Origin of the sequence: Shewanella sp. SM20 (genome assembly GCF_025654545.1) — a bacterium.
GTDB lineage: Bacteria > Pseudomonadota > Gammaproteobacteria > Enterobacterales > Shewanellaceae > Shewanella > Shewanella oncorhynchi.
On record NZ_JAKKRK010000081.1, the window covers coordinates 1 to 12,262 of the forward strand.

Annotated in this window: 8 protein-coding genes and 2 pseudogenes; 5 read left to right on the forward strand and 5 right to left on the reverse strand. The window is 45.8% G+C overall.

Annotated elements, in window-relative coordinates:
* Window positions 1–228, forward strand: a pseudogene (locus L5M18_RS21790) (IS4 family transposase); the annotation flags it as partial.
* Here L5M18_RS21790 and L5M18_RS21795 read toward each other — a convergent pair.
* Both L5M18_RS21795 and L5M18_RS21800 read right to left on the reverse strand, forming a co-directional pair.
* Window positions 207–806, reverse strand: coding sequence for a LysR family transcriptional regulator (locus L5M18_RS21795; RefSeq protein ID WP_263198599.1), 600 nt, complete (start codon window positions 804–806; stop codon window positions 207–209). The pseudogene L5M18_RS21790 and the gene L5M18_RS21795 sit on opposite strands and share 22 nt — an antisense overlap.
* Window positions 807–929: 123 nt before the next feature.
* Entirely contained in the window at window positions 930–1,958 is a 1,029-nt protein-coding gene (locus tag L5M18_RS21800) for a porin (RefSeq protein ID WP_263198600.1), read from the reverse strand.
* Between the two features lie 226 nt (window positions 1,959–2,184).
* On the opposite strand from L5M18_RS21800, the gene L5M18_RS21805 reads away from it, so the two are divergent.
* Complete coding sequence (locus L5M18_RS21805; RefSeq protein WP_263138460.1) at window positions 2,185–3,954, forward strand: flavocytochrome c; 1,770 nt, start codon at window positions 2,185–2,187, stop codon at window positions 3,952–3,954.
* 466 nt (window positions 3,955–4,420) lie between these two features.
* On the opposite strand, the gene L5M18_RS21810 is transcribed toward L5M18_RS21805, so the two are convergent.
* Both L5M18_RS21810 and L5M18_RS21815 read right to left on the reverse strand, forming a co-directional pair.
* Window positions 4,421–7,540: a multidrug efflux RND transporter permease subunit gene (locus tag L5M18_RS21810; RefSeq protein ID WP_263198601.1), complete on the reverse strand. Its 3,120-nt coding sequence runs from the start codon at window positions 7,538–7,540 to the stop codon at window positions 4,421–4,423.
* 16 nt (window positions 7,541–7,556) lie between these two features.
* On the reverse strand, window positions 7,557–8,714 hold the full coding sequence (locus tag L5M18_RS21815; RefSeq protein ID WP_263198602.1) for an efflux RND transporter periplasmic adaptor subunit: 1,158 nt from the start codon (window positions 8,712–8,714) through the stop codon (window positions 7,557–7,559).
* Between the two features lie 165 nt (window positions 8,715–8,879).
* Here L5M18_RS21815 and L5M18_RS21820 point away from each other — a divergent pair, with 165 nt between their 5' ends.
* The 3 genes from L5M18_RS21820 (at window position 8,880) to trmY (ending at window position 11,940) form a co-directional block, all read left to right on the forward strand.
* The gene (locus L5M18_RS21820) at window positions 8,880–9,608 is read left to right on the forward strand and encodes a response regulator (RefSeq protein ID WP_113940506.1); all 729 of its coding nucleotides are present in this window, start codon (window positions 8,880–8,882) and stop codon (window positions 9,606–9,608) included.
* Complete coding sequence (locus tag L5M18_RS21825; RefSeq protein ID WP_263198603.1) at window positions 9,605–10,672, forward strand: ATP-binding protein; 1,068 nt, start codon at window positions 9,605–9,607, stop codon at window positions 10,670–10,672. The genes L5M18_RS21820 and L5M18_RS21825 overlap by 4 nt, the downstream gene beginning before the upstream one ends.
* A 671-nt stretch (window positions 10,673–11,343) precedes the next feature.
* Window positions 11,344–11,940: a tRNA (pseudouridine(54)-N(1))-methyltransferase TrmY gene (gene trmY / locus L5M18_RS21830; protein ID WP_006086220.1), complete on the forward strand. Its 597-nt coding sequence runs from the start codon at window positions 11,344–11,346 to the stop codon at window positions 11,938–11,940.
* Between the two features lie 87 nt (window positions 11,941–12,027).
* Here the strand turns inward: trmY and L5M18_RS21835 are convergent.
* Window positions 12,028–12,262 (reverse strand): annotated as a pseudogene (locus L5M18_RS21835) (IS4 family transposase); the annotation flags it as partial.

The following is a 12,262-nucleotide window of genomic DNA, read 5'->3' on the forward strand; positions in this document are numbered from 1 at the left end:
GTTCAATGCCTGTTGTGGCTAGTTGGTTTACACGCACAGCAACAGGGCTGGGATAAGCATTTTCAGGCCAATACCATTGGGCATCGAACGGTACTCTCAACGATTCGCTTGGGATTGGAGGTACTCAGGCGGCCTGATTATCAAATCACGGAGAAAGAATTGCTGGCGGCCTGGGTATTATTCGCCAATCAGTTGCTCAAATATGGCTATGCTATGGCTGATTTATGAGGGGATCCTTCAGCACTAAGCCAAGATTTTGTATTTAAACCATTTGCAGCAGGATGAGTTACGCCACTCACAATGCAAAGATTATCTTGTAACCAATGCTCACAAATGAGATTTTTACTCGCGGGTTTAGCATCAATAAAGCCTAAGTCTAGTTCTTTTTCTGAAACCATTTTTTCAATAACTAAACTATTATCAATGACTAGTTTTATTTTTACATCGGGATATTGGTTCTTAAATAATGGAATTTTTTTAGATAATACATAGTTACCAGCAGTCTTGCTGCTCCCAATGGTTAACGTCCCCTTAATGCCATGTTCAGGGAATGAAAATATATTTTCTAACTCTTTTCCCTTGGATAGCATTTCATTAGCATAAGGTAATATTATTTCTCCATGCGCATTTACAACCAAACCTCCCGCCACTCGCTCAAATAATCTGCAGCCTAAAGAGCTTTCTAATTCTTTAAGTGCCATACTTACAGCAGGCGTTGACATATGAAGTACTTTTGCCGCTTTTGAGATCTGCCTCTCAGAATGTATGGCTTTAAAGATCATCAATTGTCTTAATGTTATCCGCATCAAATGCTCCGCGAGGGGAAAATCAGTTATACTAGCAGTATAATAGTTTAAAACGATAAATAATTAACATGATAAATATCTGGTTTTTATAAAGCGGCTATGTAGCCGCTTTATCTATAGAGGTTAAAATAGATATCTTGTAGATACAAAAATGAGAGTGTCATCAAACTCAGTATGTCCTTTGGCGTCAGTATAGTCACCATCAAAATAGGAAATACCTACTCCAAAAGTCAAATCCTTTTGAGCCTTAAAATCAACGCCTACTGAATATTGACTTGCATCACTCTCTTTTAGTGTTTTTAGATCTGCTCCGGCATTTTTTGTCACTTTACCCAGCCCAGCATCATCTTTTAAATATTGAAATTTTATATCATATTTATTAATAGGAACAACCATACTTAACAGGTAGGAGTTACCTTTAATATTATCATAAATACTTGACTCAGAGCGCTGGTACATAGCCCCCAATTTTACGGATGAAATAGCAACACCACCTACCAGTCTTGTTGCCTCTAACTGGTTCAATCCATCAGCATAGGCTATTGAAATATAGTGACTATTCTTTTTAAGTGCTGCATCGCCTAGGGAAAAACTAATTGCATAATTGTTTTGTTTATCAGAAAGTTCTGGATTTTTTTGATTAAAATCCTTATCAAAAACATAACTAATACCCATAGTAACACCTGCGACCTTAGCGCTATTTAATGTTACCGAATCGCCTAATCTATCGTTACCTGCAATGATCATATTCATATCGCTTGAGGTAATATTAAATAAATCCACTTTACCTTCAGCACTTTTAAAAACGGTATCATTTCTTCCGAAAACAGCTGAACCATAGTTAGTTTTAAAACCTAAGTATGAGTTTCTCGGTTTGAAAATATTAGAATCATCGTTATCAAAGCTTTCTATCCCTGCTTCAAATTTATATAACAAGCTAAAATTATCATATACACTATACTCACCTTTAACGCCTAAATATGATGCATAATTTTCAAGGGAAAATCCATCAACTTTTTCGTTACCAGAAAGACCATTACTTGAGTTGGCCACACCAAGCCACAGTCTTCCATAAAAATCTAGTGGCTCAGATAAAGCTGGAGTTGAACAAATTAAAATAAAACTAAAACCAATATATTTAGTGTTTTTCATCGACATCACCTTTTTAGAATGTAAAAGCAATGCCATATTAGAGATTTAAGCAAACACATCTCCGCTTTAGATCACATCTAATCAACAAAAATATCGAGTTAAGCATAACTTAAAGTGTGTTAAGTTATATTTAACAATTTCAATTTATTGCTCAATGTCACTATTTAAAAAAATTAAGAAACTATCATCACGCCAAATCTTACCAAAATAAAAACTGGAGAATTGCATGAAGATAAAATACTTGAGTATTATTGTCTGTTCGATTTTAACGGCGTCATCATGGGCTGTTGATAATAAAAATGATTTAGCATCATTCCATAAAGATGTTAATGGTTGTAAAACCTGCCATACAGCACCCAATAAAGTGAGCGATAGCGAGACATTTGAAAATAAACAATGTAAATCCTGTCATGGTGATTATGGAAAACTAGCAAATCCCAAACTAGAAATTGACCCACATTCTTCACACTTAGGTGATATTAATTGTACGTCTTGTCATAAAGGACATGAACAACCAAAATTATATTGTAATGAATGTCATTCATTTAAAGGGCTCGACATGCCTTTTAATAAAGCAAAATCCAAAGAACCGTGGGACAAAGGTTGGGATAATGAAGCAATAAATAAAGCGATAGCTGCAGGTCCTAAAGAAACAACGGATGTGATTGTTGTTGGAGCCGGTAGTGCTGGGTTTAATGCTGCGATTGCAGCTAAAAAGGCTGGGGCTAACGTTATATTGCTTGATAAAGCACCATTTAGTGGTGGTAACTCTATGCTCGCCGCAGGCGGGTATAATGCTGTGGGTACAGTTCAGCAAAAAGATCATAAAGTCGATGATAAAATCGAATGGTATGTCGAAGATACAATGAAAGGCGGTCGATATGCTAACGACCCTAAATTGGTACAAATATTAGCGGAGCAATCGGCTGATGGTATTAAATGGTTAGAATCTTTAGGCGCCAATATGGATGATTTAAAACGCTCTGGCGGCGCTAGAGTCGATAGAACACATCGTCCATCTGGTGGTTTAAGTGTTGGTCCACATATTATTGATGTACTAAGAAAAGCATCGGATAAAGAAGGGGTTGATACAAGACTCAACTCCAAAGTTGTTAAACTAGTTGTTGATGATGAACAAAAAATTGTGGGTGTTGTCATCCACGGTAAACACTCTGGTCACTATATGGTTGCAGCTAAGTCGGTTGTTTTAGCCACCGGTGGTTATGGGTTTAACAAAGAAATGATTGCTTTTTATCGCCCTACATTTAAAGGCATGACAAGTTCAAATAATATCACTTCAACTGGGGATGGTATTGAACTTGCTAAAGCAGTCGGTGCAAGTATGACTGATATTGATTGGATCCAGACGCATCCAACAGTAGGAAAAGATAGCCGTATATTAATTTCAGAAACGGTTCGAGGTGTCGGGGCCATAATGGTTAATAAAGAAGGCAATCGCTTTATCAATGAATTAACAACTCGAGATAAAGCCTCCGATGCCATTCTAAAACAGCCTGAACAATATGCTTGGCTAGTATTTGATAATGAATTATATAAAAAAGCTAAAATGGTTCAGGGGTATGATCATTTAGAAATGCTTGAAAAGGCCAATACTGTTGCAGAGCTTGCAAAAATAACAGGAATGACTCCAAGTGTTTTAGACAAAACTATCACAAACTACAACCATTATTTCAAACAGGGTAAAGATGAGGCATTTAACCGTGAGCAGATGCCACTATCAATAGAAAAATCTCCTTATTATGCCGTAAAAGTTGCTCCTGGCATCCATCATACTATGGGGGGGGTTGCCATTGACACTAAAGCTGAAGTACTCGATATACAAAGCCAACCGCTTAAAGGTTTATTTGCGGCGGGAGAGGTGACTGGTGGTGTTCATGGGTATAATCGACTGGGGGGGAATGCTGTCGCTGATACCGTGATTTTCGGTAAAATCGCAGGGACAAATGCTGCTAAACATGCTCTAAATACAAAGTAACGCTAAATCAGTGAGAGACTCATTACTTTCTCTCACAACATCTCAAGTTTTATTCATCGTAAATATTAGCAATAAAATTATTGCTTGACTTAAAGTACTCCCCTGCTATTTTTTGAGAGGCTAATGTAGCCTCTCTTTTTTATTTGTCGGCAGCATTAGATATCAGGGATTTTGCTCACTTTTCGATGGCTTCATCTTTTTAAATAGCGCGGGAATATTGGCGAAATGTACTTACTCTTTCCATGAATCGAATAATAGACTGTAGGCGAGTCCAGCATCGCACCACTTCTTAGAGAACCAATTACAGATTTGAACGTCGGAACCTTAAGCCGGATACGCAGTAACGATTACTATCACTGAACCTACATTTCCAGCGTTTAAAATTATTACACATAGATTGATCAGCTTTAATGCTCAATAGGATTGTGTTGGTAGACTTTCCTACAGAGCATCAAAGCGGGTGAGGCTATTTGGCAGTATTATGCCGCGCAAGCCAGGCACTCAAGCGCTCTTGGGTGCCGATGACAAAGACAAAAAATGCCGGTACGAAGAATATTGCCAGCAAAGTGCCACTGAGCATGCCACCGAATACGCCAGTACCGATAGCATGCTGAGTTTCGGCGCTGGCGCCGCTCGCAAGCATTAAGGGCACCACTCCGAGAGTAAATGCCAATGACGTCATCAGAATTGGCCGTAGACGCAGGCGTGCTGCGGTCACTGCAGCATCTATCAGCGTATGGCCCTCGGCGTGCAGTTGGCGGGCGAACTCGACGATGAGGATAGCATTTTTTGCCGATAGGCCAATGATAGTGATCATTCCTACCTTGAAGAACACATCGTTAGGCAGATCACGCAACATTACTGCCGCTACCGCGCCCAGCAAACCTAGCGGTACGACCAACATCACCGAAAGTGGGATCGACCAGCTTTCGTACAACGCAGCGAGTACCAGAAATACTACCAGAGCGGACAGCAACATTAGCAACGGTGCCTGCGCCGCCGATTGGCGCTCTTGCAATGATGCCCCCGTCCACGCTACTGCGAACCCTTGTGGCAACTGCGCCACTAAGCGTTCCATCTCGGTCATCGCTGCGCCGCTGGAAACGCCTGCTGCCGCGCTCCCGGAAATACGCATAGCCGGGAAGCCCTGAAAGCGCATCATTTGCTGTGGCGACTCTTTCCATTCAGCCGTCACTACTTCCCGTAGAGGCACCATGCCACCACTTGAATTACGCACGCGCAGGCTGAGCACGTCGTCCAATTGCATTCGTGCCGTAGCGTCGGCCTGCAGTATGACCTGCTGCATACGTCCATTATTTGGGAAATCATTGACATACAGTGATCCCATGGCCGCCGAAAGTGTGCTGCTGACCGCGGCGAAGGACAGACCCATAGCCTCGGCTTTTGACCGATTGATATTCAGGCTAATGCTCTCACCGGGCGGCAGGCCATCTGGGTAGACATCGCTGACCACCTCGCTCTGCACAGCCAGTGCCAGCAATTGTGCCTGTGCAGCTATCAATGCAGCCTCGCCCCGATTGGATCTATCCTGCAGGAACAGAGTGAAACCTGAGGATGTGCCCAGCTCGTCAATGGCTGGCGGCATCATGGTCATCACTGTGCCTTCGACGTTATCAGCCATAGCTTGCTGCGCCAGTGCCGCTTCTTCGGCAGCCGTAGCACCATTACGCTGATCCCAATCTTTGAGCATAGTGAAGGCCATGGCTGCATTGGGGCCGGAGCCTGCAAAGCTAAAGCCCAGCACTACCATATTTGCATCCAGCGTTGGGCGCGATGCGACGTGCGCCTCGTAGGCTTTGACCACATCCAGCGTGCGCTCGCTGGTAGCGCCTGTGGGTAATTGGATGGAGGTCATGAAATAGCCTTGATCCTCTTCTGGTAGAAAGGACGACGGCAATTGCCCTGCAGCGATGACTAGCACCATGCAGAGTACGGCGAATGCCGCCATCATACGTCCACTGCGTCCAACCAATCGTGCTACGCGTTCACTGTAGCCTGCGGTGAGTTGTTCAAATCCACGGTTGAAGGCGCCGAAGAAACCGCCTTTTTGATGGTGATCAGCACTAACTGGGCGCAGTAGCGTGGCGCATAGTGCTGGCGTTAGGGTCAGTGCGAGGAAGGCCGAAAACAGAATAGACACCGCCATCGACAAAGTGAACTGTTGATAGATCACTCCCACTGAGCCGCTGCCGAAGGCCATGGGGATAAATACGGCGGTCAGCACTAGCGTGATACCGATCACCGCGCCGGTAATTTCCTTCATCGCCTGTGAGGTTGCCTCTTGCGGCGACAGTCCTTGGGTCGCCATCAGTCGCTCAACGTTTTCCACCACCACAATAGCATCGTCAACAATAATGCCAATGGCCAGCACCATGCCGAACATGGTCAGCGAGTTGATTGAGAAGCCTGCCAGTAACATCACCGCGAAGGTACCGAGTAGCGCTATGGGCGCGACGATAGCTGGTATAAGTGTGTAGCGCAGGTTCTGCAGGAACAGGAACATCACCATAAATACCAGCGCCATAGCTTCAAACAGGGTATAGATTACTTTTTCGATAGACACTTTGACGAAGGGAGCTGTATCGAATGGCACTGAGTAGTTCATGCCAGCAGGCATACTCAGCGCCAGTTCGGCTAGACGTTCACGTACCGCAGAAGCTGTGCGTACAGCGTTGGCTCCTGGCGAGAGCTGGATAGCAGCACTGGTCGCCGCCACACCATTCTCACGGTTAGAAAAACCATAGGACTGAGCGCCCAGCTCGACCCGAGCCACATCTGCGAGCACCAATTTTGCGCCATCGGCACCGGCACGTAGGACGATAGCAGAGAACTCCTCGGGCGTGCTGAGTTGTCCTTGCACTGTTAGGGGGACCGTCAGTCGTTGTCCCTGTAAGACAGGTTCATCACCGAGTCGCCCTGGGGCTATTTGTGCGTTTTGCTGCTCAATAGCGATAGCAAGGTCGTTCATTGTCAGGCCATAGGCGGTGAGTTTATTCGGGTCTACCCAGACGCGCATAGCCTGCTCAGCACCGAATAATTGCACGCGACCAACACCGTCGATTCGGCGCAGCTCCTCGACAATATTGCGCGCTAAATAGTCGTTTAGCGCGATTTCGTCGAATTGGCCGTTTGGAGATGTCATACCAATCATCATCAAAAAGCTTGAAGCGGCTGATTCAACCTGCAGACCGCTCTGCCGTACAACTTGAGGTAGGCGTGGTTCGACAACCTTAATACGATTTTGCACATCAACTTGGGCTAGTTCCGCATCAGTGCCCGGCTTGAATGTGGCGGTTATTTGTGCACTGCCCGAGCTGTCAACTGATGATTCGAAGTAGAGTAAGTTCTTCACTCCTGACAATTCGCGCTCGACAAGGCTTACTACAGAGTCATTAAGTGTCTGTGGCGTGGCTCCTGGATAAGCGGCATAAATGCTCACCGACACGGGTGCCACTGATGGGTAGCGGGATATGGGTAACTGTGGAATGGCGATGACGCCAATCAGTACGATAAATAAGGCTATCACCCAAGCAAATACTGGGCGGTTGATGAAAAACTGCGGCATGACGACTTCTCCAAATTCAGCGCACGACAGCGCTAAGTTGCTGATTAGCAATAGTAGGTTGCCAAGGGCGCGCGACGACCTGCGCAGTTGGGCTTAGGCGTTCGATGCCTTCAACAACTATCTGCTGACCAGCGCTTAGGCCGGATACTACGTGATAGTGACCTGCCACCAATTCATCGACCTTTATTGCCACAGGCTGCACCTTAGCCTGCTCATCAAGCACCCACACTTGGGGTTGGCCAGCTTTGCGAGTCACAGCCTGCTGAGGCACGTTCAGAGCCGTAGGATAGTAAGTTTGTGGAATGCGAGCTTTTACGTAAAGACCGGGTAACAGACGATGCTGCGGGTTATCTACCAGTACGCGCAGCAGTACATCGCCAGTACCTGCATCTACTTGAATGCCGGAAAATAAGATATGCCCTTGCATGCCAAGAGGCTCGCTACTACTGCTAAGGATCTCAACAGCCAACTCCGGGGCTCCAGAGTTGGCCTGCTGACGCATCGCCTCCAACATTGATGCTGGCAAACGTACATCAACGTACACTTGGTCGATTTGTTGGATCCTCGCCATGGGTGTGGCATCGGTGGGTGAGACCAATGCACCTTCACTCACTAATGCCTCATCTATACGTCCGGAGATGGGGGCTTCGACGCTGGCAAATTGTAGATCTAACTGACGCCGCGCCAGCGTCGCTTTGGTTTGGGCTACATCTGCGGCAGCCTGATCACGCTGGGAAATCGCATCGTCATGCATTTGTTGGCTGACGGCCTTGGTTTGTATCAAAGAGGCTAAGCGATTGGCTTCTTGACGAGCCCTAATCCATACCGCTTCGGCACGCTGTAACGCTGCCGCAGCAATATCGACATCGGCTTTAAATGGCGCTGGATTTATTTGGAACAGCACAGTGCCAGATGTTATCTCGGCGCCTTGTTCGAAGAGACGACCTTGCACTATGCCGCTAATCTGCGCGCGGATCTCAGCACTGCGAACCGCAGCGACACGACCGGGTAGATCTTCAGTCACCAATAGTTCTTCGTTCTCTAGTGTCATCACTGACACTAGAACCGGAGCAGTTGTCTCTTCATCCTGTACCGCTGAATCACAACCTACCAATCCCAACACGGCAATTCCTACAACTAACACAAAGCTTAAGTGCCGCTGTTTGATGTACATAACCTACTCTCCTCAATGTACAGCGATCTCACTAATGGCGTTTTATCAAACGCTAGAGAACTAATGCTGAATTATGACGAGTCAGTATTGCGAATTATTCGAGACATTGTGGAGAATGTATGGAGGGGATGATAAAGTTCAGCCATTTTAACGTTGGGGCAATCCATGGCTAATCTCAATGCGTCCGTAAGTTCTATGACTTCGGCACTGGTGTTAATTGCAGAGGATGAAGCAGAGATTGCCGATATCCTTATCGCTTATTTGCAGCGCAGTGGGCTGCGAACTCAACATGCTATCGATGGTATCCAAGCGCTAGCCATGCACCAAATATTTAAGCCCGATCTATTACTGCTCGATGTACAGATGCCGAATCTCGATGGCTGGAATGTACTGAATGAAATTCGCACCCGTGGTGACACGCCGGTGATCATGCTCACCGCGCTTGATCAGGATATCGATAAATTAATGGGGTTACGCCTCGGTGCTGACGACTACGTGGTTAAACCATTCAATCCCGCTGAGGTGGTGGCTAGGGTGCAGGCAGTACTGCGACGCGCCCGCACTAACACGCCTATAAATACCCAAATGTTGCGCGTCGGCCAGTTCCAAATCGACTTAGACAGCCACGAGGCTAGCGTAATCTGTAACGGTCAGCAGCAAGCACTGGATCTGACCTTGACCGAGTTCAAACTGCTCGCTTGCTTGATGCGTACACCGAAACGTGCTTTTAGCCGTGAGGAGCTGTTAATTAATTGCTTGCCTGAGGGCGATACTCAGGAACGAACGGTAGATAGCCATATCAGTAAGTTACGTAAAAAGCTTGAAGTCCTCAATATTCAAGGAGTGCCGCTCAGTGTCTGGGGGGTTGGCTATCGCTTTGGTGGTGAAGTATGAGGCAAACACCGGGTTTGCGCAGGCAAATTATCCAGTCCTTAGCGGTAATGACATTAGGCATCATTTTCCTGTCAGTGTTTGGCTCCTATGTATTCTATGCCATTGCAGTGGCCTACCTGCCAGGCAGTATATCTGAAACCTGGATGCCTTCTCAGATGGAAATGCTATGGATAGTTTGCACTATCATAGCCGCATTGGGGATTGCGCTATTTGTTGCCATTCGCCTGTCACGGCGCATTCTTACTCCTCTTAACTCTGTGGCATATAGCCTACGCGAAGTCGCCCAAGGCAAGCTCAACGCGCGTGCGCGAATGGACCAACATGCGATGGGGGAGACGGCGCAATTGGTGAGTGACTTTAATGCTATGGCCGAGCGCCTAGAGTATATGACTCGCGAGCGGGAGTTTTGGAACGCGGCAATCGCTCACGAACTTCGTACCCCTGTCACCATTCTGCGTGGTCGGTTGCAGGGGTTAGCGGAAGGTGTTTTTAGCCCCAGCAGTGAGCTCTTCGAGGGACTGTTACGCCAGGTTGAAGGCCTTAATCACCTGATCGAAGATTTACGAGTGCTGAGCCTCAATGACAGTGGTCATCTAGAGTTACAGCGGGATGAGGTCTGTTTAGCCGAGGAACTTAGTGCGGTGATTGAGACTTTCGCTGCGGTATTAGACGCTAAGGGACTCATACTAAAGCAGGAACTCGATACAAGACTTAAAGTTTACTGTGATGCTATACGAATACGGCAGGCGCTGATGGCGCTGCTGGAAAATGCACGCCAGCATGCTGATCCTGGCACTTTGACTGTACGATTTTACCGCTCGGGGGCAAGCTGTTATCTCAGCGTCGAAGATGAAGGCCCTGGTATCCCTGATGAAGCAGCAAGCTACATATTCGAGGCATTTCGCCGAATTGATCCGTCTCGCTCTCGAAAAAGTGGTGGCAGTGGGCTCGGCCTCGCAGTGGTCAAAACAATTGCTGAAGCTCACGGCGGCCACGTGGTCTGCCAGCCATCGGGCCATGGAGGAACAATATTCGTTCTTTCTTGGCCTGTTAAGGCAAGTTAAGGCTCCCCTTAACTATGTCCTGATGCTGGAATTATCTATAGGAAAGGTGACGTGCTGAGTGATTCCTGCACGTATGGCCACCGCGTCAGAGCACATTGCTGAATCGGGAAAATGCAGGGATTGTAGGTATTCCCTAGATCCCATTGGTTGTTATCCGATATTGATTACAACTAATGGGATGTTATTTTGTTTGAATACGCTCAATTTGTTGTACTTGTAGCCTTAATATCGCATTTGCGTGTAACTGTACATAAATTGTTGAGGTAATTAAAACGTGCAAAATTACATTATTTATGTTTAAATTTAGCAGGTTATGATTAAACGGTTTACTGTTATAGAGTGTCAGGGGGCGGAGGTTCGAATCTTCTCATACCGACCAAATTAGATGCATTTTGTTAGTTTGTTTTAATCATTAAAATAACCAGCAGTTAAGTAAAACAAAACCCCGTGTTAGCATTGCTATACGGGTTTTGTTTTTTTATATCTTTTCGCTGCCCATATGATTAACGCTGCTTGCGACTAAGGTTCAAGTTCGAGTGATTAGGCTGGCTTTGGCACAGCAAAAGGCAAAAGGCAAAAGGCAAAAATTTTCAAGGCGAAATCGTCAATTTCACAAATTATATGCATCCGCCATTTAGCATTTAAGACATTATTGAGTAGGACATTTACCTATGCGCGCGTTTGTTTTACGAGCAAGATCAGCACCTACTGACAGTCAGTTGTTTTTGGCTTCTGTCGGCCAAGAGGCGCATACCGAGATTTTAGCTCATACCCTGATGAACACTATTTTTGTGGCTCAGTCCCATCGAAACGATGTTGTCGTTTATTTGGTGCTAGAAAGTACCCATGATTTTTCCCGCACTATTTGCTTCGATACTCGAAATATTTGCCATATTGGTGGTTTTCACGAGCAAGCTTTGCTCACTAAAATTGCCAAAGCCTTAGATATTTCTCGGGGTATGACGAAAGAGCAAACTCGCGTTGTGGATGAGGGCATTACTGTGAGCACCATCAGTTTTGAAAAGCTGGTACAGGACCTCGCGGTGGATTATCAATTGTTTATGATGGATAAGAAGGGCACTTCAATCCGTGAGCAAGAATTTGTGGGTAATCCGTGCTTTTTGCTGACCGATCATATTCCTATGCCGAAGAAAAGTTTTAATACCTTGAAACGACTCGGTGCGCAAAAGATCAGCTTAGGGCCAAAGATGCTGTTTGCTTCCCAGTGCGTGGTATTGATCCATAATGAATTGGATATTAATCAATAGCCTCTGAGTCTTATGTATCCGTTGCTAACGCTGACTATTCCTGTGGTAACGTGTGTGTCGAGCCCCATTTTTTAATCTGTCTCTTGATCACATCTTTTGCTCAAGAGACAAGGCTAGCTGGTAACCTTCAAGGATGGTTTGCAGTTTAAACCATCCTTGCCATAACCTTTCCCAGCCCACAATTCCGCTTCGTTTGCTGTCATTCCAGCCCGCGAGTTTTCCTAATCTTAGATAAGCCCAATGCACACTGGGGACTTGTTCGGGCGGTTGGCTTTTTTCCGTCTTTAGCCATAACAACTTCCAGGCCAATGGGCTTAACAGG

Excerpts from the sequence above, each read along its gene's own strand:
- L5M18_RS21795 (WP_263198599.1), bottom strand. The coding sequence starts at position 806 with ATGCGGATAACATTAAGACAATTGATGATCTTTAAAGCCATACATTCT.
- L5M18_RS21800 (WP_263198600.1), bottom strand. The coding sequence starts at position 1,958 with ATGAAAAACACTAAATATATTGGTTTTAGTTTTATTTTAATTTGTTCA.
- L5M18_RS21805 (WP_263138460.1), top strand. The coding sequence starts at position 2,185 with ATGAAGATAAAATACTTGAGTATTATTGTCTGTTCGATTTTAACGGCG.
- L5M18_RS21810 (WP_263198601.1), bottom strand. The coding sequence starts at position 7,540 with ATGCCGCAGTTTTTCATCAACCGCCCAGTATTTGCTTGGGTGATAGCC.
- L5M18_RS21815 (WP_263198602.1), bottom strand. The coding sequence starts at position 8,714 with ATGTACATCAAACAGCGGCACTTAAGCTTTGTGTTAGTTGTAGGAATT.
- L5M18_RS21820 (WP_113940506.1), top strand. The coding sequence starts at position 8,880 with ATGGCTAATCTCAATGCGTCCGTAAGTTCTATGACTTCGGCACTGGTG.
- L5M18_RS21825 (WP_263198603.1), top strand. The coding sequence starts at position 9,605 with ATGAGGCAAACACCGGGTTTGCGCAGGCAAATTATCCAGTCCTTAGCG.
- trmY (WP_006086220.1), top strand. The coding sequence starts at position 11,344 with ATGCGCGCGTTTGTTTTACGAGCAAGATCAGCACCTACTGACAGTCAG.